Here is a 22,952-nt window from a genome sequence, read left to right as displayed (position 1 = left end):
TTGAGAGACCCACCAATTTAGAATGTGCTCAACAGTTACGCTGAAAGCGAGTTGTTCAGACCTTCCTTAACGAAGCAGTGGAATAGTCGTTGCTCAATAGGCTGTGTCGAGCGATTCTTCGAGCCCTTTCCTCACGAGCCTCGACACATCAATATTCAGGAGCAGAAAATGAGAGCGCTTCGTTGGCATGGCAAGCATGATATCCGGTGCGACACGGTCCCGGATCCAGTTATCGAGGAAGGGCGCGACGCAATCATCAAGGTTTCGACCTGCGCGATTTGCGGGTCGGACCTGCATCTGTTTGATGGCTTTATGCCGACTATGGAAAGTGGCGACATTATGGGCCATGAATTCATGGGGGAGGTGGTGGAGGTTGGTAAGGATAACAAAGCGCTTAGAGTCGGCGATCGGGTCGTCATTCCATTCACCATATTCTGCGGTGAGTGCGATCAGTGCAAGCGCGGAAATTTCTCCGTCTGCGAGCGAAGCAATCGCAACAAGGACAAGGCCGAAAAAGTCTTTGGCCACACGACTGCAGGGCTTTTTGGGTATTCGCATTTAACTGGCGGATACGCTGGAGGGCAAGCCGAATACGTTCGTGTGCCAATGGCTGACACGACGCATGTGAAAATCCCTGATGGCCTGACCGACGAGCAGGTCTTGTTTTTAGGCGATATTTTTCCGACTGGGTGGCAGGCGGCGGTCAATTGTGACATTCAACCCGACGATACCGTTGCAATCTGGGGTGCGGGCCCGGTTGGTCAGATGGCGATTCGAAGTGCCGTGTTACTTGGGGCGAGACAGGTTGTAGTGATCGACCGGGTACCCGAACGGCTCGCGATGGCTAAGGAGGGCGGTGCAATAACGATTAATTTTGACCGGGAAAGCGTGCTTGACCGGTTGAAAGAGTTGACCAATGGCAAGGGGCCGGAGAAGTGCATCGATGCGGTCGGCATGGAATCTCATGCCACCCGGTCGTTTGATGCCATGTATGACCGGGTCAAACAGGCCGTTATGCTGGAGAGTGACCGCCCGCACGTACTGAGGGAAATGATCTACGTCTGCCGTCCCGCAGGCATCCTGTCCGTGCCGGGGGTCTATGGTGGCTTGATCGACAAGATTCCTTTTGGGGCCTCAATGAACAAGGGGCTGACATGAAAAATGGGTCAGACGCATGTGAACCGATGGACAGACGATCTGCTGCATCGAATTCAGGAAGGCCAGATCGATCCATCGTTTGTGATTACCCACACGGTCCCGCTGGAAGACGGACCGGGCATGTACAAGACATTCCGCGACAAGGAGGACGGCTGCATCAAGGTGGTCCTCAAGCCGTAGCCACGCGGACCAGTGCTAGCGCCCACCCACTTTGGGCTTCGTTGGTCGTGTGCGACATGCCTTCTCAGCATAAAAAAAGGGCACTACAAAAAGTGCCCAAAACCCACCATTTCCCCAAAGATTAACAGGGTGATTGGCGGCTTATACCAGTAGATGATTGCTACGTTGACCCGCTTTTATTTCGGAAGCGTCGCCAACTCGTCCAGATGGTCCAGCAGGTCGGCGGGGTCTTCATATACGCGGAGTGCGCCGGCTCGTTGAAGTTCTTCTTCACCCACGCCGCCTGACTTCAGCCCAAGTCCCAGCGCATGGCATCGACGTGCGCCGAGCAGATCCCATATGCTGTCGCCGACAATATACGTGCGCTCAATCGGTACGCCCAAACGTTCGGCGGCTTTTAGAAAAAGATCCGGTTCGGGTTTGCCGTGCTCTACATCGTCGCCCGTTAGTACCATCGTCCCTGAAGTGTTCAGACCCAGCTTTTCCAGGTTCGAAGCTGTGGCTTCAGGACTGCCGCTTGTGGCGATCGCCCAAGGTATGTCCGCCCTGGTCAATACAGTGAGAAGCTCACGCGCGCCCGGGAGCGCCTTAATCTGGCCATTCATACGGTCAAACGCCTCCCCCTGTCTTTTTTTGACGCGCGTGATGCGATCCGCATCCACCTGGCCGTCGACCTCCCTCAGAAGCTGCTTCGCAAATAACTCACTGCTCATGCCGATCTTGCGGTGGATTCTGGAGACGGGCGGGCTCAGCCCTTCGCTATCCAGTGCTTCACTCCACGCGATTACATGTTGGTAGACGCTGTCGATAAGCGTTCCGTCGAGATCAAAAATAAAGGCCGATTTCATGAGAGATTCCGCCCTTGCCGCGTGCGGGATCGCAAAACGGAAACCAGCGTAAATGCCGCCGCGCCCGCAAGCGACAGGGTGAGAACAGGAAATGCTCCAGCGGTATTGATGGCAAGTTCGGCCGGCCGGCTCGCGACGAGGTGCATGCGACGCGTGTTCATCCTGGCGCCCAGGCGCCGAAGGTCGGCAGCAAGGATATCCTCGGCCATTGGCAGCAGGATGGTTTCTTCATCGGCAACGTGATGCAGCACTTCACGCATGAGCTCCATGAGCGTTGCGTCGTATCCGGTAGAGTCGAGATCCATCGAACGGAGTTTTGCAATACTTTCGCGCATCGCGTCATGCTCCGGGACACTTTTGTCGAGCACCGTGGCGGTAGGATTCGCAGCACGGAGCGCGGGATAAAAAATCTCCTCCTCCAGTTGCGCGTGAATCTCAAGAGCGGCACAAATAGTGTTGACGATGGCTGCCTTGCGCCATTGGGGCGCATCCGTTCGATATCGATGAAAAGCTGCTAATACGTGGGTGTGATCGAGCTTGATCATCGTGGTGATGCGCGGTGAGGCTCCGAATGATCCGAGATCCATAGATTTGCGACTGCTCAGTTATTAGGACTACGTTCGCTTACGCCAGATCGTATGTCCGGCGCGGTGCGGGAAAATGAACACTATCGAAGCTTCACGTCGCAATCGTTATGCCAGAACCGCAAACATCGCGGTGGTGTTAGCCTCGTGATTGACAACGTTCGCAGGCCACAACGTTCCCCGCGTCCGTCGAACATTGACATCCGGTCCGTCGTTTCTGGAGGTAACCCGTGAATATGGAATCAAAAGAAGAGCGAATCCGCAAGCGCGCCTACGCGCTATGGGAAGAGGACGGCTCCATGGAAGGGTGCGATGACGAGTATTGGCGAAAGGCCCGCGAGCTCGTAGAGGAAGAACTGCTCCGGGAGCAGAATGAAGGCGCGGTATAGGCGAGGGCGTTCGCCCGTTGATTCTGACATCGTCAATACGCGAGGGTCAAAGCTTCAACTCGTTTGCAGATTGTCGTCGGGTAAAGACGAATGGCCCGCTAAGCGGGCCATTCTTTCCAGCGCGATTTCAAACATCGACTATCTGGTCGATCTTACTTAGCTGCAGTCGCCAGACCTGCACCAAGGTCCGCGCCAGTTGTCGGATCGGCACTGACGTCTGAAGCCGTACGGGTTGCCATGGCCTTCAGGACCTTGGCATCAGTCTTTGTTACCCCAACTGTCGCAAGCCCGTCGCCGCCGTCAACAGCCGGCTGCGGATCTTCGACGAACACCCAGTCGCCGCCTTCGTTCCACGGACCACGGATGTCCTCGCCTTTCGACATATTGAAATAGACACTCGTGAACTCAGGTACGCCCGGTAGCTTGCCCTGTGGGAAGTTTGGCTGGATCGAGTGCAGTGCTTTCTCGAAGGACTTCTGGTGGGCGATTTCGCGCGTCATTAGGAAGCCTAGCGCTTCCTTGATGCCCGGGTCGTCAGTGACATTGATCAGGCGCTCATAGACAATTTTCGCACGCGCTTCTGCCGCGATGTTCGAACGCAGGTCGGCCGTCGGCTCGCCGATCGTGTCGATGTAAGCCGCAGTCCAGGGCACGCCGGCCGAATTGGTCAGCGCAGGCCCACCGCCATACAGCAGTGCTGTGGTATGGGAATCGTTGCCGCCGCCGGTGAGAGACCGATACAAGTCAGCTTCGGATTCAACAGCTTCAGCGAGCTGGCCCTTACCACCCTTGTTCAGCATAGCCACAATAGAACCAATAATTTCCAGGTGACTCAATTCTTCTGTAGCAATATCGAACAACATGTCCTTTCGGCCCGGATCGTCTTCGCCTACCGCTTGAGTAAAGTACCGGCATGCAGCCGCGAGCTCGCCTTGAGGACCGCCGAATTGCTCAAGGAGCAGATTTGCCAGACCAGGGTTAGGAGTCGCGACTCGGACGGTGTATTGCAGGCGTTTATTGTGTACGAACATAGTTAACTCCAAGTCAATTGAGTGGAACCTTCCGCTCGACGTTCGGTGAACGTGCGCATTGCGGAGGTCCGGATCATGGTGTCGAGCAGCACTGCGTCAGACCGCGCAGCGCGCCCGGTGCCGGGCGCTCGATTCTCAAGGCTTGCGGCCTTGGCGAAGATTGCAGTTTTAAAAAGGACGCAGAGTGCTCAGTGCAACCACCGTGCCACCAATCCCATTGAACGAAATTATTCGGCGACTCTGCGTGCTCGTTTACACGGCTTCAGCGGACATTTGATAAAAAAATCTGCGTGAATAATTTGGGGAAAGAAACGCTAAACGTCAGCGGATCCGCTTGCCGGAAAAAAAGCCCGCACTTTTGATTCGAATTCAAGGGGAAGTAGTAGACGTGACCGAGGAACAGTGCAACTGAGCCCAGGAAAATTAGGAGCGCGAATGTTGAAAGACTCGACCGATACGCTACGACGCGACAAAGGCGTCATCTCTCTGCCGTGAAATCCTTACCATCGAACGCATTACTTACGTATCGCTCTTCGTTGCTCCCTACGGCGCGAGTTGGACTCTGTAGAAAGCAAGCAAGCGTGGTGGCAAGATCCGCCGGTTTCAAGCAATGGTAAGCGGTGATCGGATATGACCGCTGTACGAACTATGGCAGCGGAATGCGTCGTCGCATTCGAAGAGGAAATGCGAAATAACCAATTTTTAGATCCGTTGATTACGGCTTCAACCCGCCCCTGAGTCTCCCCTGATTGCAGGTGTTCGAGGCGGGTCGGCAATAGCAGGGTGCCGGCCTACGCCGGCACCAAAGCCTTCCGTCTCGAACGTGAACCTTTGCTCGTCTTCCGCGCGCCGGACAAACGTCGCTTGGGTCGCGACGCCTGAAACCCTGGGCCGCACGGAACCGGACGGGTGGAATGGCGTTTGCATCGGTGGCAACGTCCATTGTTTTTCTGACATCGTCACTTATCCCATATGGAGTGCATCCATGAAACTTGCCCCTCTCGCCGCCGCGCTTTTCGCGCTCTCCACCGCTAGCGTGACCTTTGCACAAACGCAAGCTGCAAGTACTACCGCAGCGAACGACCTGCCGTCTCCGGATAAGGAATTCGTACAGGCAGCCAGCATGTCCAGTTCAACCGAGATTGACGCAAGTAAACTTGCTTCGAAGCAATCACAGGATGCCGATGTAAAAAGCTTCGCTCATCACATGGAAGTGGACCATACGAAGTTAGCGATCTCGTTGAAGATGGCAACGCCTCACGGCGTGATGGTGCCCAAGGATAATTCCGACACCGCCGTTCTCAATTCACTGAGCGGCCTTCACGGCAAGGAGTTCGACACCGCCTATATCAAACAAGTCGGGCTCGCCGGACACGAGAAGGCGGTAGAAGCCTTTCAAGCGGAGGCCGATGGCGGCCAAAACGCCGACCTCAAAAAGGCCGCTCAAAAAGCGCTGCCGACGATCAAGGCGCACCTGAAGATGGCCCAGCAACTCGCGGCAAAGAAGGGCGTCACGGCGCAGTAACGAAGCAACGTTCCTCAAAATCTGAATGCACCAGGCGATAGCCTGGGGCCGGCAAAGGGCCGACCCACCTGCAATTTGAAATGCCGACCCCGGATCAGGCCAGGCGAGAATGAATCTGAACGCACTCGACCGGGACGTCCTTCTCGACCGTCCTGCAGAAACTTCGACGCTTGGGGTCGAGCCACTACCAAGGAGTTCGAATCATGCCCGGTCCCGATGCTGGCGCCAATTCCCCTCATCTCGATGACGGGGAACAAAAACAGGCGGCGCAACATGCCTCCCCACGTGCGTTGGTTATCCACGAAGTCGTCAGGGAAGAAGGCGAGGCCGCCATGGAACGAACGGCCGGTGCGCTCATCATGTCTGCGCTGGCCGCCGGGCTGTCGATGGGATTCTCCTTTCTGGCCCAAGCGGTCATTGAAAGCGCTTTGCCCGATACGCCATGGCGGCCCCTCGTCGCTGCTTTCGGCTACACGGTCGGGTTTGTCATCGTCATTCTTGGCCAGCAGCAACTGTTCACCGAAAGCACCCTGAGCGCTGTACTTCCGGTCTTGACGCGCCGCGACGTGACAACCATCGCGAAGACTGGCCGACTGTGGGGACTTGTGCTCTCGGGGAACATCGCCGGCACGGTGATATTCGCGGCGATGCTCCAGATACCAGGCGTCTTTACAGATGAGGTCGTCAAGGCGCTGGGGCTTTTGGCCGAGCAACCTTTTTCCGGCACCTTCATGGTGACCGTCGTGCGCGCGGTGTTTGCCGGTTGGCTGATCGCATTGATGGTCTGGCTGTTGCCGAGTGCGCGCTCGGCTCGGCTCGTGACAATTTTATTGATTACCTATGTGGTCGGGATGAGCAAGCTGTCGCATGTGATCGCCGGTTCAGTGGAGGCGAGCTACGGCGTGATGGTGGGTGCAGCAAGCTTGCGGGACTATCTCTGCGGGTTTTTCGCACCCACTCTGCTGGGCAATATGATCGGTGGAATCTCACTCGTGGCAATTATCAACCATGGGTCCATCGTGGCGGAAATGAAGAATCCCGACGCTCAGCGTTAGCCGCCGGGGAGGCGTGGGTTGAGTCGGCTCCAACGGCCACAACGAGGGGATCGCCGTGATGATCATATGTATGCGCCATGGCCCACTCTGCTTTCAACTGCCGTTCCTGCATTCACGGACCCCCGCCATTGCTGCCAGCCGCGTACGGATCGTCTCGAACTCACTGACTGCCGCACGAGATAGCCCAATCTGTACGTGGTCGAGTTCAGCGTCGTCTTCAGATTGCTGGACGATGAACTGCTTGACTCGAACGCTGCCTTTTCCCAGAGCGTCGTGAACACTGTCGAGTGATACGCTGCCGCGTTCGACCAGCAGGGTTATGTTGCGCTCCTGCTTAACCGCAATGAAGCGACGCTCCAGCGGCTTCACTCCGGCAAGAATGATAAAGATGATGACCGTTGCGCCGACGGCTGCGGTGTACATGCCGCCACCAACCGCCAGACCGATTCCCGCGACCGACCAGAGGCTGGCGGCGGTGGTCAACCCGCGCACGATTTCGCCACGCAGCAGGATTGACCCCGCTCCCAGGAATCCAATGCCCGACACCACTTGGGCGGCGACCCTGGAAGGATCGAGCACGACATTCTTCGTTCCCAGCACATCGGCAAATCCGAAGGCCGAGACCAGCATCATCAACGCCGCACCAACACATACAAGCATGTGTGTCCGCAAACCTGCCGCCCAGTTCATTCGTTCGCGCTCAAAGCCGATGACGCTGCCAAGTAGAGCCGCCAGGAGGAGGCGAGATAGAAGTTCTATATTACCGATCACGACTTACTCCTTGATAGCTGGGCTTTTGACCCGTTGTGAAGCCTTGTCGCCGACATCAACGGCGGCTGGCCTGTCCCGCTGGTCGATGACCGCTGACGGCATTTCGCTGCGATTCTCGTGCGTGCTAAAGAGATCGACGATTTCCCGGGTCGGTATGCTGGTAATGAGCGTCGATATTTTGGTCGGGCTGAACCATCTACACTTCGAAATTTCGTTACGCGGTTCGGGGGACGCGTCCTGAGGAAGATCGACGAAAAAAACGAGATGTCGTTTGCTGAGGCCGCCAAACTGGAACAGGTACGTGAACTCCGCTCCAACGAGCGAAGTCTCTTCTTCCAGCTCGCGCCGGGCGGCGTCTAGTGGCGACTCGAAACGCTTGATGGTGCCACCGGGCAACGACCACCGTGACCGCGTGCGCGCGACCAAAAGAACTTTGCCGTCCCGGCTGCATATGATGGTCGCCCTGGCTTTCATTCTCTCCCCGAGGAACGCGGCGCGGCTGCTGTATTTAAAGGCGGATTATGGACCATACGCAGCGTCCTTTCGGCCGGAGCGGTCGGAGGAGCACCGCCGCTTTTTTACGTTGCATGTGATTTGTTGTTTTTGCGTTGGGTCAGTAATGACGCGCTGGGGAGCTACTTGACGCTCATCTTGACGGACAGGGACTCGTCACTGCGAGACAACCAACCTGATTACCAACCGTAGCCTTGCAAAACCGACACCCGTTCGCCACGAAATTTACGACGGCTATGGGAACTCGGCAGAAGGCCGCTGCGAGAGTTGCAATCTTGTCAAATGATTGCTCGGGCGGGGTGTCCAACACATCGTATTGCGCCAGAGCACTCGTGCGTTGAACGTCCAGATCGGAAACTTTGTTCATCTAATTTTCGTCTCGGTAACCGTCATCGGATTACGGGCGCAAAACCATGGCGTGAAGGATTTTAAAAATGCACAAGCGCTCATTGTTAGTTCACACAAGAATCATTCCTGAAGCATTTGAAAATCACCTGAATATGGCATTCAATATCAATCACGCGATGTCGCAGACATCAAATGTCTCGACAAATATGCGCATCGGAGTCGTTGTGATTCGATATACAAAGAAGCAATGACGCCTCACCGCGTGCGTCTGGAGGCGATTGTCGTGTTGACACACAGAGGGAACGGCCATTGCTGGAACAGCGGCAGGTGCGTCGCGGGTCGAGCACTGCTCTAGACGCGGCCGAGGGAGCAATGCAACTTTCAAGGCTGCATCGCATAGGTTTTTCGAAGCAAGTCGACTATAAAACGAGCCTCACCGCAATCTGCTTGATCCGCCTGCTTCTCGAACGCAGAGACCCGCGCACTGGCCTGATTGTCGAGTAAAGAGATTCCTTTTTCTGGCCGAACATTGATTCTCTCTGTCATTAGCGATACCCTTAAATCGTTCGTGACCGTCGAGTGCTGGTCAACCCGGAGGCAACCGTTTCGTGAAGCGAGCATGGGCTTTCTCCTGCATCCTCGGCTTGAGCGCGATCCTCGGCGGATGCGGCAAGAACGGATCGCAAAATACGACACAGGATGCGGGCGCATCCGCGAGTCAGGCGTCGGCTCCGCTTGGGCAGGCCGCGAGCGGCGCACCGGCCGCATCGGGCGCGCAGACGCGGAGCGCGCCTGCCGTCGTCACCAAGGCGCAGTTGCCGGGGGAAGCTGCCGAAACATTGCGTCTGATCAAAGCGGGCGGCCCTTTCCCATTTGGCGAGGACGGTGTCTTGTTCCGCAACAGCGCGGGATTGCTGGCGCAGCATCCACGCGGCTATTACCGCGCATACACAGTGCGCACGCCTGGCTCGGCGGATCGCGGGCAGCGCCGCATAGTATGCGGTGGAACGCGCAAGCAGACCGGCGACTGCTACTACACTGACGATTACTACGTCAGTTTCAAACGCATTGCAGAATAACTTGAGCCAATCGAAAACGCGCACCTATTACGGTTAGCCATCGAACGGCAGGAGATGCTGTAACCGGCAATCGACCCGCACCTCATTCGAATCAGGCGAAGGGAGAAGCTTGAGGGGCGGCGAGAATCGGTTCCCACCGCCGCCTTGCGCCGGGGCGTTGCATTTTCAGAGACCGCTTCCGGCCTTGCGCACCTGGCGATTCCATGCGATTGCATCCGATTGCAAGCGCTCCTTTGCGGGACGCTCAGCCGAGCAATACCGAGCCACCTTTCTCGACGTACGCCCGCAGCAAATGATGGGCAATGGCGAACGGCTTGGGCGCCGAGAGCCCGTCCGCATGCGTCCCCGCGAACATCGCCGCAACCTCCTGACGCGAAAACCAGCGGGCGTCTTCGAGTTCGTCCGTATCGACGACGATGTCGGTATCGCTCGCCTGCGCAAAGCAGCCGATCATCAGCGATGAAGGAAACGGCCACGGCTGCGACGCGAAGTAGACGACCTGCGCGCACTTCACATGAGCCTCTTCCATCACTTCGCGGCGCACGGCGTCTTCCGCGGTCTCGCCCGGTTCAACGAAACCGGCAAGCGCCGAGTACATGCCAGGGGCAAAATGGCGTTGGCGTCCGAGCAGACATCGTTCGCCGTCTATCACCAGCATGATCACGACTGGATCCACCCGCGGGAAATGGCGCGCGCCGCAAACATCGCAGATGCGTTGCCAGCCGGCGTTCGTGACGCGGCTTGCAGAGCCGCAGTTTGCGCAGAAGGAATGACGGCGATGCCAGTCGAGCATCGACTTCGCCTCGGCCAGCATGCCGAGCGTTCCCGCGGCGACGAGGTCTTGCAGCGCGAGCGAGCGAAGGTCGATGCGATCATAGCCGGTGCCGGGCGATGGATCCTCAGACGCAGGGTTGAGGCCGAAGCCGAGCGCGAAGCGTCCGCTGCCGTCGGTGTCTTCCCCGAGGAAGATGCTATGAAGCGGCTGGCCGAAGGCAGCGGTCTCGCTGGCGATGAACCACGGGTCATGCTCGCTGCCTCGCTTGAGCAAGGGGACGTCGCCGTCGAAGACGAGAAAGCGCGCGGACGGGGCGCTGCGTAGATGCTCGATGAAGGAGTCGTCGTCCCGCTTGTCGGAGTGGCGGTTGAGCGGATTGAAGTTGAAGCCGATGGACGCGGAATTGGCTGTCATTACGATCGTTGACCCATGGACGAGAGGATCAGCAAGTATGGCACGGGGTTCAGTTCATTCGCTCGCCTGGGGTCAGTCGGCGTCGACACGAAGGAAGCCAGCCGGCCACTATGGGACATTGGGCGATTCTCCCGAACGACCGCTTCCCTAAGGATAAGCCGACATCTTTCACAATGAGGAAGACCCGCCCAACCGCGAGGCCGAATTCACATCCCGGAGACACGTAAGAAAGTCGCCGAAGACTCTGTCTGCGGTTTTGACCGGCATCTCGATCGTTAATCTGCTGCCAGGCCGACGGTTGCCTAAAGAAAAAATCTGAAACCCGACTGAAGCGCGCGGCGTCTATCCAGTTCGTCGCCATCCTCATGCCGCTGCTTGACGAGTTTTGTCGAGCGCATCCGGGTATCCAGCCCGACGTCCAGCTCGATGATGGTATCGGCAACTGGGTGCTGGATCGCGTCGATGTCGGTTTCAGGTTCGGCGCCTCGCTCAACGAGGGCGTGATCGGCCGGCAGCTCTTTCCGATCCAGATGATCGTGTGCGCGACGCCAGAGTATCTCAGGGCGTACGGGACGCCATCGACACTCGGTGACCTCGCGGCCCATCGCTGTAGCGTCTTCCGGCATCCGGTTACCGGCAAAGTATCGCCCTGGTACCTGACGGTGGATGGCAAGCTCGAACATCGGCAGATGTCGCCTTCGTTCGCGACGAATGACACAGATCTGGAAGCACAAGCGGTGCTCGCGGGTCAGGTCATGGGTCAACTGTCGAGTTTCCTGGCGGCGTTCCATGTCCGCGCAGGACGACTGGTGCCCGTGCTTGTGCAGCATATGAGCGCGCACACCGGGTTGCATGTCTACTACGGAAGCCGAACGGCTCAGCCCAAGCGAGTCAGAGCCTTTCTGGATCTCGCATTCGCCCGGCTGCATGACTGCAGCGACTACGTGCTCGGTGATAAAGAGCTCACGCAGTTTGAGTCGCGCTCGAAGCGATCCCGCCGCGCGGGGTAGTAGGCTCTGCCCGTTCAGCGCGTACCGCTCGCATGTCGCCGGAACGACTGAAACAGGATGCGAAGCGTGCGTTCGCCACCATCGATCGAAGGTCGACTTTGGGGCCGCTTTCCGCCGATGGCTGACGGGCAAAGGCAGGTTGCGAGCGGTTGGTCGACGTCACCGCGGAGATCGTTGAGAATGCCGTCTCGGTGTGTCGAAGGCTGCTGCCGCCGAATGGGTTTTGCGGTAATGGTGACGGTATCGTCGATACACACGCTTGCAGCAATCCCGTTCCCGCAAGGGTGCAGCCACTGGATTGACGATCGACTGAGAGTAGAATTCCCGCCTTGAAGCATTATTTGCTGGTTGATTGACTATTGAAGCCCTGTTTTTACAGAGCTTTGTATTGTGGATTGTCGCTTGGTAGTTCTCGCATTCTGGAAAATGTTGGATGAACGCGTGGCGCTTCGGTTTGGTGCAACTGAACTTGGCGACGGATATAGCGGCTACATCATTTTGAGCATCGTTTTTAGGATTCACCATGGAAATTAAAGTCAACTTTCTCGATAAGCTACGTCTTGAAGCCAAATTCGATGACTTCACGGTAGTGGCCGACCAGCCTATCCGTTATAAGGGCGATGGCTCGGCGCCTGGTCCTTTCGATTATTTTCTGGCCTCATCGGCCCTGTGCGCAGCTTACTTTGTAAAGTTGTACTGCGTAAATCGCAATATTCCTACCGAAAATATTCGCCTGTCGCAGAACAATATTGTTGATCCGGAAAACCGGTACAAACAGATCTTCAAGATCCAGGTTGAGTTGCCGCCGGATATGCTGGAAGCAGATCGTCGCGGCATTTTGCGCTTCATAGACCGTTGCACGGTGAAAAAAGTGGTGCAAGCCGGCCCCGAGTTTGTGATTGAAGAGGTAGAGAACCTGGATGCCGATGCTCAGTCGTTGCTCATTCTAAAGCCCGATTCTGACGCCAGCACCTATATTGTGGGCAAGGATCTTCCGCTGGAGCAAACCATCGCCAATATGTCGGCCAATCTGGCGGCGTTGGGCATGAAGATTGAAATCGCTTCGTGGCGCAATATAGTCCCCAATGTGTGGTCGCTGCATATCCGCGACGCGCACTCACCGATGTGTTTTACCAATGGCAAGGGAGCGACAAAAGAAAGCGCATTGGCGTCGGCGTTGGGAGAGTTTATCGAGCGCCTGAATTGCAACCATTTTTATGGCGGTGCATTTTGGGGCGAAGATATCGCCAATGCGGCGTTTGTACATTACCCGAACGAGCGCTGGTTCAAGCCTGGCCGTAAGGATGCGCTGCCCGCTGAAATTCTTGATGCGTATTGCCTGGAAATTTACAATCCCGATGGCGAGTTGCGTGGCTCGCATCTGGTCGACACCAACTCCGGCAATGTGCAGCGCGGTATCTGTTCGCTGCCGTATGTGCGGCAGTCGGACGGCGAAGTGGTGTATTTTCCGTCCAACCTGATCGAAAACCTATATGTCAGCAACGGCATGAGTGCCGGTAATACGCTGGCCGAAGCGCAGGTGCAATGTCTGTCCGAAATTTTTGAGCGGGCGGTAAAGCGTGAAATTCTGGAAGGTGAAATCGCATTGCCCGATGTGCCGCACGAAGTGCTGGCGAAATACCCTGGCATTCTGGCTGGGATTCAGGGGTTGGAAGAGCAGGGCTTTCCGGTGCTGGTAAAGGATGCGTCGCTGGGTGGGACCTACCCGGTGATGTGCGTCACCTTGATGAACCCGCGGACAGGCGGCGTCTTTGCCTCGTTCGGCGCGCACCCAAGCTTCGAAGTGGCGCTGGAACGCAGTCTGACGGAATTGCTACAGGGGCGCAGTTTTGAAGGCCTGAACGAATTACCTCAGCCCACCTTTGAAAGCAACGCGGTGACTGAGCCGAATAACTTTGTTGAACACTTCATTGATTCCAGTGGTGTGGTGTCGTGGCGCTTTTTCAGCGCCAAAGCGAATTTCGAGTTTGCTGAGTGGGATTTTTCTGGCCAGGGTGAAAACTCCAATGCCGAGGAAGCCGCAACGTTGTTCGGAATTCTCGAAGACTTGGGCAAAGAGGCGTACATGGCGGTGCATGACCAGCTGGGAGCCGTAGCCTGCCGGATTTTGGTGCCCGGTTATTCGGAAGTTTACCCGGTAGAGGATTTGATCTGGGATAACACAAACAAGGCGCTGTTGTTCCGCGCCGATATCTTGAACTTGCATCGCCTGGACGATGCCGGCCTGGCAGCATTGCTTGAGCGGTTGGATAACAATGAACTGGATGAGCACTCCGATATTGCCACTTTGATCGGCATCGAATTTGACGAGAATACGGACTGGGGGCAGCTGACGGTTCTCGAGTTGAAGCTGCTGATTAATCTCGCCTTGAAGCAATTTGAGGAGACGCAAGAGCTGGTGGGAGCCTTCCTGCAGTACAACGACAACACGGTCGAGCGCGGCTTGTTTTACCAGGCGTTGAATGTGGTGCTGGAGGTGCTGCTCGATGAAGACCTGGAACTGGACGACTACGCGGTCAACTTCCGTCGGATGTTTGGCGACGCCCGGATGGACGCGGTAATGGGGTCAGTGGACGGCAGTGTGAGGTTCTATGGTTTAACGCCAACGAGTTTGAAACTGGAAGGTCTCGATAGGCACCACCGCTTGATCGACAGTTATAAAAAATTGCATAAAGCGCGGGCCAATGTGGCGGCTGCAGTGCGCTAGGGTTATGGGGCATGGGTGGATGCGATGATGCCGGTCATCCCCCGGCACGAATGCATGTTGGATACCCGAGCGACCATCTGTGCCGGCGTGCATCAGTGTTGATGCCGCCAGCGTTGATGGCCAGATAAGAAGGACAGGTCGAGGGCCTTCGATAAGAATCCCATCTTTGGATCATGTCGCCGGCCGGAAGGTCGACCGGAATTCATGGCACATGGGATGGGTAGAGGAACACCTGTTCCTGACAAATCGTTTGCAAATCCAGGCAGCTGAAAGCGTATTTGATATTCGAGTGGGAATGGCCGAGTTGCAAGCGACTGTCGCGGGGAAAAGGCATCTTGAGCGGGATTGGTATCGCCTTCGCCGCGAAGGGACTGCAGGGCGCTAGTTCTGAGGTCCGCTGCACCCTGTTAAGGGACGTTCCATCGATGATTTTGTTTGTCGCGTCTTCCGCCTTAACAGACGTTGAGGCGGCCTGAGTTCTACGTCAGCAATGCGGCAGATTGCTGACGTAGACGGCATCGAGCAGCCGGATGGCAGCTTCCTGCAGCGGAGAACTCACACTCCCGACCCACTTTCACCCTTCGACCTAACGCGACTTCAACGGCCGCTTCCAGGCTACAACGGTCGCATCTGCGCTTCCGGGATTTCGATTGTCCCTTCAAGATATTGAACAGCCTGACCAGAGATATACACCCGGTCGTCTTGTACACGACAATGAAGTAACCCGCTGCGGCGTGACGCCTGCATGGCCACGAGTTCTGACCTGCCCAAACGCTCGGACCATAACGGCGCAAGCGTCGCGTGAATGGATCCGGTCACCGGATCTTCATCTCCGCCATTAGCAGGCCAAAAGTAGCGGGACACAAAATCGTACTCATCTCCGCGCGCTGTCACGACGACATCGCGCGGACCGAGTGCCGACAGCAGATTGAGTTCGGGTACGAGGGATCGTACCTCGTGCTCTGTTCCGTAGATGGCAACATAGGCTTGCTGGGTTATTAGCACTTCTTGAGGCTGTATCGAAAGCCCCTGGATCAAATTTGCGGGTATTTCGTTGAGTTTCTCAGGCCGGCGCTGCGGGAAGCTCATTTCGATCAGACCGTCATAGGTGCGGCAGACGGGAAGCCGACCGACCGCTTTCGCTACAAATTCAATGGCTTCCAAATCATTACATCGCTTGAAGATCACATATGCGCTTGCCAGCGTGGCATGTCCGCAAAACGCGATTTCGGTAAGTGGAGAGAACCAGCGGATGTCGAACGCGCCGTCGGCATTTTTCACGAAGAATGCCGTTTCGGACAGGTTGTTCTCAGTGGCGATTGCTTGCATCAAACCATCGGGCAACCAGCGTTCAAGTGGCACTACTGCAGCGTAGTTGCCCTTAAATACCTTATCCGTAAATGCGTCAATCTGATAGATCGGCAGTTTCATGAGATGTACCTGGTCAAAGCGGGAAGTTAGTCAGCGAATTGCAGCGTTATTCTTAGACAACGATATCAGCCCGCTGCGCTGGCGAACATGTACAGATTGCGACGCTCAGTACAAAAAGCGACCGGTCACTTAAGCCGACGATGCAGCGTGAGTCGTGTGAACACGAAGGTCCGTTCCAACGTTCAAACGTTCGTACGAAACCCTGGCAAATGATCGCGACTGGCCGCTATGTGCCGGCCCGGGAAGCGCGGGCCTCTGGCGCATCGCTGCAACTTTGCCAGATGTGTCCTAACTCGAAATGAACTGTTCGCCGGAAACATTCCCGCGTTGACTGCACTCGACAGTGTGCACCAACAGGGACAAACAGTCGCCGAACAAACGGAACACCATGCTTTCATGACCATCCCCGAAGCAGGACGCAGCGTGGACGCGAGAACCTGATTTCGCTTCTTCTCGCGCGGGCCGCTGCCGTCACGAAGACCTATTGCGGTCCGCCGGTCGCAGACATGCAGACGGTGGATGGCGATTTGCTCGTTTTACGCCATGGAAGCAGACTGTCTACTGCGAACGGTCCGGCACCGCCGAGCACGAGCGCGACGAGACACGCAAGGTAGAGCAGATCGGTTTCGTAACCGGGCGGTCCAAATTGCGGGCCGGCAGACGTGACAGCCATCAGCTTGATCGACGTAAAGCCGAACTGCAGATGCACGGTAAAGGTTGCGACAAGCAGTACCGCGATCATCGGGACGGTGACTAACGGGACGAAAGCACCGACGAAAATCGCAAAGCCGCCTAGCAACTCAATCGCAATCGTCGCCCACGCCATGAAATGTGGAGCGGGCACGTTGAGGCCATGGAGAATGGCTGCAAAATTCTCAGGATGCTTAACAATCTTTGCATAGCCATGCGCCATGAAACCGTAGCCCACGATAAGGCGCAGCGGTAGCGGCGACCAACGCCCCAGACGGTTGGCGAGCAACGCAGGACTTATGAGACTGGAGATGAAACGAACGATGCTCATGCTGAAGGACCTTCCCGAGAACGATAAAGGGACGGCAGGGTCGTTGCCACCAGGATATGTGACCGATCGCATGCCGTTATCAAGTAGGTCGGGAGACAGTGCAGTCTGGTTACAGCGGCTTGACGATTTTGAAAAAAAGCGGAATAGCGGTGAGCCTTGCCAGAGGCAAAGCCGCGTTGAGAGCACGAGCCTGAGCCTGAGCGATGGAGCGGAATCTGCAACGGTTTTCTTCCGCCGGCGCAGCGGTCGTCTAGCCCGTCTTGATGTCCGCGGAAAGCAAGTGCCAAATCTTGAGGGAAGTAAAAACTTTTGGCGTGATGTGTAACCGCCGCGTCGTTTTGAACGACTTACTGTTTAAGGGCGTACCCGCCAAAGCGGCAGGCGCGCGTTCTTTTCAGGAAGAGATGGTGTCAATGAATAGTGACCGTAATCGTGCCCGCTAAGCCGGTAGACCGCGCGGCCGCTTGCGGGGTGGAAATGCGGCTGAAAGGTCTACTGCACCTTGCTCTCGATGGCAACGCGGTGGCCTACGCTTCGTTCCTGGAAGTATTTTCGGGTTACCTGCGGGGCATGCTCAGGCGACGCTTACGATCTTACGAGGACGACATAGAGGACGTGCTTCAGGAGGTGTTGATTGCGCTTCACAATGGCCTTCACACTTACCGGAACCAGGTTCCTGTGACTGCATGGGCAGCGGCAATTGTCCGACACAAGGTGGCCGACTTCTTGCGTGCTCAAGCACACCGCGAGGCGCTGCATGATCCCATTGACGATGAAATGGAGCTGTTTGCAACGTCCGAAACTGAGTCACTCGATGCGCGGCGTGACATTGACAGGCTGCTCGATCAGTTGCCCGAGCGCCAACGCGCTCCTATCGAATACGTCAGACTGCACGGAATGTCGGTGTCAGAAACGGCGAGGTTGACGGGGCTTTCGGAGTCGGCCATCAAGGTTGGCGTTCATCGTGGTATCAAGGCTTTGTCACGCCTGATTCGGGGCTAGGCGAAATGAGAACTGACCAATTGATTCCCCTTCTGGCGGCTGGCCTGTTGCCGCAAGATCGCCATGCGATTCTGCGCCGCTTCTGCATCGCGCTATCGGTCGGCGCCGTAGCGGCGGTCGTCGCCCTTGTGTCAAGCATCGGCATTCGTCCCGATCTCCCTGAACTTCTTGCCACTCCGTTCTTCTGGGGCAAGCTGGCCTTCCCGCTACTCATGGCCTTCGCTGCGGTCCTGGTCGCCGCACGACTGGCAATCCCGGGCGTTTCAACACGGCGTGCGTGGCTTGCGCTAATAGCGTGCTATGCAGCCATTTGGGTGGTCGCCCTTGCAGTGCTCCTAGCGGCACCGGCCAACGCCCGGTTAGCGCTGCTGTTTGGTCACACCTGGAGCTCTTGCCCGGTCTACATTGCGCTGCTGTCTGTGCCTTGCTATCTTGCACTTTCCTGGGCGATGCGTGGACTAGCGCCCACGCGACTGCGGCTTGCAGGCATGGCCGTTGGTCTGCTGTCGGGCGCAATTGGCACGCTGGTGTATGTTTTGCGGTGTCCTGAGATGAGCGTTCCCTTCTGGGCACTGTGGTATTCGATCGGTATGGCAATTCCGATGTTGGCAGGGTGCCTGTTGGCGCGTGTCTCTTTTCGCTGGTGGTGAGGCCACCTCCGAAAATCCTGCGGCATCATGCCGACGCTTGCAGTCTCTGGCGTAAGTAGCTAGCGGCCGAAGGTCGAAGAAGCGGCGCACGCCTTTAGTAATCGATTGACCGTTTGTCGGACCGGCCGTGCGGGATTCCTCGTCGTTGCGCTGCTACGAATGTCCGCTGACATGAAGATCGAATGAGTCATCTCGACCCTCAACGGCCGTCGAACCGCACACCACCTCAAGGGCAGCTTCAGAGGTTCAACGGTCATTCAAGCCGCAGAGTCGGTCGGCATGGCTCAGCCATTGGAGGCCAGCCACAGCAACGTGGCAGTGGTTTCAATCCTCTATTTGCCTAGCCACTTCGCGCTCAATTGCGCATAGTCGCCGTTGGCCTTGCTCAGATGCAGCCACTGGTCGACGAAATTCCTGAACACGTCATCGCCGTTCGGCAACAGATAACCCATCTCCGCGTACTGCAGCGGCTTGTCGGGATTCACTGCGCACAGCTCGGGGTGAGCCTTGCTCTGCACGATCGCTTCTGCCGCCTCGGTGACGAAAACATCGGCCTTACCCTTGATGAGCTCGTCGAAGATCGTCAGGTTGTCGCTGTGTATCGTCAATTGGGCATGGCTTAGTTTGGCTCTCGCGAATCGCTCATTACTGCCACTGGGATTGGTAATTACTCGCACATTGGGCAGGTCAATGGCTGCTATCGTCTGGTACTTCGCGATGTCCTCGCAGCGCGTGATCGGCGTCTTGCCGTTGACCATATACGGTGCGCTGAAGTATGCCTGTTTCTGGCGTTCGAGCGAGACCGAGATGCCGCCTGCTGCAATATCGCATTTACCGGCGACGAAATCAGGCAGCAGGTTTGCCCATGTCGTCTTGACGAATTCCGGCCGAGCGTTGAGCGTACCCGCAAGCGAACCCATCATATCGACATCCAGTCCTTCAAATTCTCCGGGGGCACGCTGAAAACTGAATGGCTTGTAGTCGCCTGGCGTACATACGCGCAGCACACCGCTCTGTGCGACCCGCGCCAGGGTAGATGGCGAGGTTTGCGCGAATGCGACGCAGGGCGCGAACAGCAACGTTAAGACGGCGATGAACTTCATAAGGGGGCTCCTGTGCGGTGTGCGTTTTAAGTTGAACGTCGAAAGTAAGGTGACAGCCAGAATTTGTAGAAGAAATAGTGCCATCAGGAAGCTGAAAGCCAGAATCAGGAGGCGCAGAAGTTTTGCATCGATTTGTTGTGCGATGCGAGCGCCCGATAGACCGCCAATAGGTGATCCCATCATCATCAATCCGGCTGCGGTCTGTGCGACCTGTCCACCGACCCCGAGCGCGGCGATCGATGCACCGGCCATCACAGCGCCAAGCAGGTTCTTGAAACCGTTCAGCAATTGAGTTTCACCCATCCCGCACAGACTCAGTCCCGCTATCACGATGATTCCGCTACCGGCGCAGTTTCAGGGCTATCCCAGAGTGGAAATTAATCTTATGGGGCTGGAACGGCGAACAGGCGAAAGGAATTGAGCCGATTTTCGCGAATCACGAGCAATTCTGCCTTTGCTTCTGGGCTCGTCGAACTGTGCTGCAAGTTCATCCCGGCAGATAGGGGCTATGCGACCGGCTACCGCTAGTCGGCCTGGAGACGAAAGTATGCATTCACGACTCAGGGAAGCGGGCGTCGCAACGCCGCTGTCATCGCTTTGCGCCGAGGACTGGCTCGGCCGACGACCCGAATGACATAATCAGCCCACAAAGGTCCGTTGTCTGGGCAGAGCCGACGGTTGAATCTCCCTTTGCGTCCGCAGACGAACGGCGGGAGTTGGCCGGTTCGCGGCGGTGGTCTAGCCGGCACAACGCCGGCGATACGCGGTCACCTACTCGATGCGCTCGACAAGATGCGCACGATTGGCAGGGGCAGCATATGACTCTGGCCAATATTCAACGATGCGAGTGATTTTGCCGGCTTCGACTGAGAAAAACGATACGGCTCGCGCGGTCATAGATCCATCGGTAACCGTCACATCGGATACTGCTTCACTAACCGTGTTAGCCACGACTCTGTTCACTGCGAAGCGCCACGGACCCTGCGCCGGGTACTCCGAGTTCATCTGTGCGAACCGCCCGGCACCACGGATGCGTTCGTTCGACTGGGGCCATTCCAGGATGAATTGCTCACCTAACACCGCCTGCACGGATGCAAAGTCGTTTGAACCCATGAGCGTCCAAAACTCACGGACGAGCACCGAGATATCGGTAGTGTCTTCTGTCATCGTTGCTGCGTTCGGCAAATTGAAGGAGTTGTGATTCAAGATTGTCAGCGATTCCGCCGCCCGTGTCGAATGGCTCCTGTTGGCGTGCGCCGTGCAAAGGCGGCGCTTTCCCAGCGGGTGCAAGCCCCGCCCGGCAACCGCTCCAGCCGGAAGCAACCGGAGCAATCGTGGAGGTAACGAAGCGGTTGAAGCCTTCGGTGAAGCGTGTCACGAAATACGGTGACAGCGCGAGTGTGCAGGCCGTAACGCGAGTGAACGCTGAGCAAGCCTCGAAAAGGACGATGCGCAGGCCGACCTGACTGCCATATCGGGGAAGGCTGATACGGCTGGGTGAACGAGCAGGCAGGACGCCCAGTCGCTGCGCCGGGGTAGTGGCGACAGCATGCACACAAGGGAAGCGCACGCAACACGGGAAGCCCCTTGATGTGGTCAGGGATGACCAACCGGACGCCCGCGAGGGACAGGCCGGGCGCCTTGGGGTGACGGAGAGGCCCGTATTACCGTCGAAGCCGGTGTAATGCTGGTGGAGGAAAGGGGCCTCAGTTCAAGACAGACGCAATACGTAGTGAGGACGTGGAGGTTGGGCAACCTATCAACTCCGATTCGTGTTCAGAAGCTGCAGATGGCGTTACACGCGAAAGCGAAGGCAGAAGCCGGGTATCGCTTCTACGCGCTGTACGACAAGATCTATCGTGAGGATGTGCTGGCGCATGCGTACGCCCAGTGTCGCTCTAACAAGGGCGCGCCGGGTGTCGATCGGCAAGACTTCGCGGAGATCGAGGCGTACGGGGTGCAGAAGTGGCTCGGCGAACTGGTGGTTGCGCTCAGGCAGGAGAGTTACCGGCCGGACCCTATCAGAAGAGTGTTCATCCCGAAGGCCAATGGCAAGCTGAGGCCACTGGGCATCTCGACCTTGCGAGATCGGGTGTGCATGACAGCAGCGATGCTGGTGCTCGAACCGATCTTCGAAGCGGACCTTCCACCAGAGCAGTACGCCTACCGCCCGGGGCGCAATGCCCAGCAAGCGGTGATCGAGGTGGAGGAGCGGCTGCAGCGAGGGCAGACGGACGTTGTTGACGCCGATCTCGCGGACTACTTTGGAAGTATTCCGCACGCCGATTTGATGTTGTCGCTCGCGCGAGGCATCGTTGATCGGCGTGTGCTGCATTTGATCAGGATGTGGCTGGAATGCGCCGTAGAAGAAACCGATAACCGAGGCCGGAAGAAGCGTACGACGGAGGCCAGAGATCGCCGGCGCGGCATTCCGCAAGGTTCACCCATCTCACCACTGTTGGCGAATATTTACATGCGCCGGTTTGTGCTGGCATGGAAGAAGCTCGGGCTTCAGTGCAGTCTTGGCAGTCGAATCGTGACCTACGCGGACGATCTGGTGATCCTGTGCAAGCGGGGTAAGGCTGAGGAAGCCTTGGCGCGCATGCGCGAGATCATGAGCAAACTGAAGCTGACGGTCAACGAGGAGAAGACGCAAATCTGCATAGTTCCGGAAGGCGAATTCGACTTCCTGGGTTACACGTTTGGGCGGATGTACTCGGCGACGACTGGCCAGGCCCGTATGGGCATGCGGCCGTCAAAGAAGAGTATCCGGCGCATGGTTGAGAAGGTTCATGCGCTGACCGCCGCTTCCATGACGTGGCTGGATACCACGGAGCTGGTTGGCAGGTTGAATCGCACGCTACGCGGCTGGGCGAACTACTTCAAGGTAGGGACGGTCAGCCGAGCATATCGGGCGCTCGATAGCTACACCAGCACGCGGTTGCGTCGGTGGTTACGTACCAAGCACAAGGTAAGGCGTCGCAGGGGCGGGAGCTATCCAACCTCGCACCTCTACGGGCACTTCGGTCTCGTTCGTCTCCAAAGGCCTTGGAAGTGACTTGCCGTGTACGAAGGCGTGATGTCTTGTCCGAGAGCCGGATGCGGGAGATCTGCATGTCCGGTTCGATGAGCGGGGTGTGAAAACGGAACCATGGTCAGGTTATTGGGGCACCGCCAGACGAAAGAGGCGGCAACAGACAAACCGAACCTAATGTTCCCGCGCCACAACTCGACTCTACCGCGTGCTGTCCGACGCGTCGGGCGCATGTCGACCCTAAGCGGTCTGTCAGATTTGTACAGAGCGGACGTTCACAACCCCTTGCGACGGGGGTTTAGA

At 57.0% G+C, this 22,952-nt stretch carries 17 protein-coding genes and 4 pseudogenes; 10 read left to right on the top strand and 11 right to left on the bottom strand.

Features of this window, described 5'->3' with window-relative positions; all coding sequences use genetic code 11:
* The first annotated feature begins 168 nt into the window (after window positions 1-168).
* Window positions 169-1,338 (top strand): annotated as a pseudogene (locus FH08_RS48930) (zinc-dependent alcohol dehydrogenase).
* A gap of 176 nt (window positions 1,339-1,514) precedes the next feature.
* On the opposite strand, the gene FH08_RS0137220 reads toward FH08_RS48930, so the two are convergent.
* A complete protein-coding gene (locus tag FH08_RS0137220; RefSeq protein ID WP_031363209.1) occupies window positions 1,515-2,186 on the bottom strand; it encodes an HAD family hydrolase in 672 nt (223 codons plus the stop codon).
* A complete protein-coding gene (locus tag FH08_RS0137215; protein ID WP_035568329.1) occupies window positions 2,183-2,773 on the bottom strand; it encodes a hemerythrin domain-containing protein in 591 nt (196 codons plus the stop codon). Before FH08_RS0137215 ends, FH08_RS0137220 begins: the two co-directional genes overlap by 4 nt.
* A 233-nt stretch (window positions 2,774-3,006) precedes the next feature.
* Here FH08_RS0137215 and FH08_RS50895 point away from each other — a divergent pair, with 233 nt between their 5' ends.
* A complete protein-coding gene (locus FH08_RS50895; RefSeq protein ID WP_081889693.1) occupies window positions 3,007-3,159 on the top strand; it encodes a DUF2934 domain-containing protein in 153 nt (50 codons plus the stop codon).
* A gap of 152 nt (window positions 3,160-3,311) precedes the next feature.
* Here FH08_RS50895 and FH08_RS0137205 read toward each other — a convergent pair whose 3' ends face one another.
* Entirely contained in the window at window positions 3,312-4,190 is an 879-nt protein-coding gene (locus FH08_RS0137205) for a manganese catalase family protein (protein WP_031363207.1), read from the bottom strand.
* Window positions 4,191-5,175: 985 nt separating this feature from the next.
* Here FH08_RS0137205 and FH08_RS0137200 point away from each other — a divergent pair.
* A complete protein-coding gene (locus tag FH08_RS0137200) occupies window positions 5,176-5,715 on the top strand; it encodes a DUF4142 domain-containing protein (protein WP_031363206.1) in 540 nt (179 codons plus the stop codon).
* A gap of 203 nt (window positions 5,716-5,918) precedes the next feature.
* Window positions 5,919-6,770 (top strand): formate/nitrite transporter family protein, encoded by an 852-nt coding sequence (locus FH08_RS0137195; protein WP_031363205.1) that lies wholly within the window; start codon window positions 5,919-5,921, stop codon window positions 6,768-6,770.
* Between the two features lie 93 nt (window positions 6,771-6,863).
* Here the strand turns inward: FH08_RS0137195 and FH08_RS0137190 are convergent, their stop codons facing one another.
* Entirely contained in the window at window positions 6,864-7,541 is a 678-nt protein-coding gene (locus FH08_RS0137190; protein WP_031363204.1) for an MgtC/SapB family protein, read from the bottom strand.
* Between the two features lie 126 nt (window positions 7,542-7,667).
* A pseudogene (locus FH08_RS0137185) lies at window positions 7,668-8,015 on the bottom strand (NUDIX hydrolase); the annotation flags it as partial.
* Between the two features lie 995 nt (window positions 8,016-9,010).
* Between FH08_RS0137185 and FH08_RS0137170 the strand changes: the two are divergent.
* A complete protein-coding gene (locus FH08_RS0137170; RefSeq protein ID WP_031363202.1) occupies window positions 9,011-9,481 on the top strand; it encodes a ribonuclease in 471 nt (156 codons plus the stop codon).
* A gap of 244 nt (window positions 9,482-9,725) precedes the next feature.
* Here FH08_RS0137170 and nudC read toward each other — a convergent pair whose 3' ends face one another.
* Window positions 9,726-10,670, bottom strand: coding sequence for an NAD(+) diphosphatase (nudC, locus tag FH08_RS0137165; RefSeq protein WP_031363201.1), 945 nt, complete (start codon window positions 10,668-10,670; stop codon window positions 9,726-9,728).
* A gap of 350 nt (window positions 10,671-11,020) precedes the next feature.
* Between nudC and FH08_RS0137160 the strand changes: the two are divergent.
* Both FH08_RS0137160 and FH08_RS0137155 read left to right on the top strand, forming a co-directional pair.
* A pseudogene (locus FH08_RS0137160) lies at window positions 11,021-11,680 on the top strand (substrate binding domain-containing protein); the annotation flags it as partial.
* A 523-nt stretch (window positions 11,681-12,203) separates the two neighbouring features.
* Entirely contained in the window at window positions 12,204-14,408 is a 2,205-nt protein-coding gene (locus FH08_RS0137155) for an OsmC domain/YcaO domain-containing protein (RefSeq protein ID WP_031363199.1), read from the top strand.
* A gap of 615 nt (window positions 14,409-15,023) precedes the next feature.
* On the opposite strand, the gene FH08_RS0137145 is transcribed toward FH08_RS0137155, so the two are convergent.
* Both FH08_RS0137145 and FH08_RS0137140 read right to left on the bottom strand, forming a co-directional pair.
* On the bottom strand, window positions 15,024-15,839 hold the full coding sequence (locus FH08_RS0137145) for a PhzF family phenazine biosynthesis protein (protein WP_031363197.1): 816 nt from the start codon (window positions 15,837-15,839) through the stop codon (window positions 15,024-15,026).
* 481 nt (window positions 15,840-16,320) lie between these two features.
* Window positions 16,321-16,860 carry a DoxX family protein gene (locus FH08_RS0137140; RefSeq protein ID WP_051888811.1) on the bottom strand — a complete coding sequence of 180 codons (540 nt, stop codon included), beginning with the start codon at window positions 16,858-16,860 and terminating at the stop codon, window positions 16,321-16,323.
* Between the two features lie 420 nt (window positions 16,861-17,280).
* Between FH08_RS0137140 and FH08_RS0137135 the strand changes: the two genes are divergently transcribed.
* Window positions 17,281-17,862 carry a sigma-70 family RNA polymerase sigma factor gene (locus FH08_RS0137135; protein WP_235210622.1) on the top strand — a complete coding sequence of 194 codons (582 nt, stop codon included), beginning with the start codon at window positions 17,281-17,283 and terminating at the stop codon, window positions 17,860-17,862.
* Window positions 17,863-17,867: 5 nt separating this feature from the next.
* The gene (locus tag FH08_RS0137130) at window positions 17,868-18,512 is read left to right on the top strand and encodes a DUF1109 domain-containing protein (RefSeq protein ID WP_031363194.1); all 645 of its coding nucleotides are present in this window, start codon (window positions 17,868-17,870) and stop codon (window positions 18,510-18,512) included.
* 332 nt (window positions 18,513-18,844) lie between these two features.
* Here FH08_RS0137130 and FH08_RS0137125 read toward each other — a convergent pair whose 3' ends face one another.
* The 3 genes and pseudogenes from FH08_RS0137125 to FH08_RS0137120 form a co-directional block, all read right to left on the bottom strand.
* Complete coding sequence (locus FH08_RS0137125; RefSeq protein WP_031363193.1) at window positions 18,845-19,615, bottom strand: transporter substrate-binding domain-containing protein; 771 nt, start codon at window positions 19,613-19,615, stop codon at window positions 18,845-18,847.
* A gap of 81 nt (window positions 19,616-19,696) precedes the next feature.
* A pseudogene (locus tag FH08_RS54230) lies at window positions 19,697-19,951 on the bottom strand (hypothetical protein); the annotation flags it as partial.
* A gap of 435 nt (window positions 19,952-20,386) precedes the next feature.
* Entirely contained in the window at window positions 20,387-20,782 is a 396-nt protein-coding gene (locus FH08_RS0137120; RefSeq protein WP_031363192.1) for a nuclear transport factor 2 family protein, read from the bottom strand.
* A gap of 622 nt (window positions 20,783-21,404) precedes the next feature.
* On the opposite strand from FH08_RS0137120, the gene ltrA reads away from it, so the two are divergent.
* On the top strand, window positions 21,405-22,673 hold the full coding sequence (gene ltrA, locus FH08_RS0137115) for a group II intron reverse transcriptase/maturase (protein WP_051888856.1): 1,269 nt from the start codon (window positions 21,405-21,407) through the stop codon (window positions 22,671-22,673).
* The last annotated feature ends 279 nt before the right edge of the window (window positions 22,674-22,952 follow it).

The sequence above is a fragment of the Caballeronia sordidicola genome (assembly GCF_000729995.1).
GTDB lineage: Bacteria > Pseudomonadota > Gammaproteobacteria > Burkholderiales > Burkholderiaceae > Caballeronia > Caballeronia sordidicola_A.
Note: the sequence above shows the minus strand (reverse complement) of the source record. Positions and strands in the feature narration are given on the sequence as shown.

Bases quoted from the DNA above. Each gene is read 5' to 3' on its own strand.
- FH08_RS0137220 (WP_031363209.1), bottom strand. From the start codon at position 2,186: ATGAAATCGGCCTTTATTTTTGATCTCGACGGAACGCTTATCGACAGC.
- FH08_RS0137215 (WP_035568329.1), bottom strand. From the start codon at position 2,773: ATGGATCTCGGATCATTCGGAGCCTCACCGCGCATCACCACGATGATC.
- FH08_RS50895 (WP_081889693.1), top strand. From the start codon at position 3,007: ATGGAATCAAAAGAAGAGCGAATCCGCAAGCGCGCCTACGCGCTATGG.
- FH08_RS0137205 (WP_031363207.1), bottom strand. From the start codon at position 4,190: ATGTTCGTACACAATAAACGCCTGCAATACACCGTCCGAGTCGCGACT.
- FH08_RS0137200 (WP_031363206.1), top strand. From the start codon at position 5,176: ATGAAACTTGCCCCTCTCGCCGCCGCGCTTTTCGCGCTCTCCACCGCT.
- FH08_RS0137195 (WP_031363205.1), top strand. From the start codon at position 5,919: ATGCCCGGTCCCGATGCTGGCGCCAATTCCCCTCATCTCGATGACGGG.
- nudC (WP_031363201.1), bottom strand. From the start codon at position 10,670: ATGACAGCCAATTCCGCGTCCATCGGCTTCAACTTCAATCCGCTCAAC.
- FH08_RS0137155 (WP_031363199.1), top strand. From the start codon at position 12,204: ATGGAAATTAAAGTCAACTTTCTCGATAAGCTACGTCTTGAAGCCAAA.
- FH08_RS0137145 (WP_031363197.1), bottom strand. From the start codon at position 15,839: ATGAAACTGCCGATCTATCAGATTGACGCATTTACGGATAAGGTATTT.
- FH08_RS0137140 (WP_051888811.1), bottom strand. From the start codon at position 16,860: ATGAGCATCGTTCGTTTCATCTCCAGTCTCATAAGTCCTGCGTTGCTC.
- FH08_RS0137130 (WP_031363194.1), top strand. From the start codon at position 17,868: ATGAGAACTGACCAATTGATTCCCCTTCTGGCGGCTGGCCTGTTGCCG.
- FH08_RS0137125 (WP_031363193.1), bottom strand. From the start codon at position 19,615: ATGAAGTTCATCGCCGTCTTAACGTTGCTGTTCGCGCCCTGCGTCGCA.
- FH08_RS0137120 (WP_031363192.1), bottom strand. From the start codon at position 20,782: ATGACAGAAGACACTACCGATATCTCGGTGCTCGTCCGTGAGTTTTGG.
- ltrA (WP_051888856.1), top strand. From the start codon at position 21,405: ATGGCGTTACACGCGAAAGCGAAGGCAGAAGCCGGGTATCGCTTCTAC.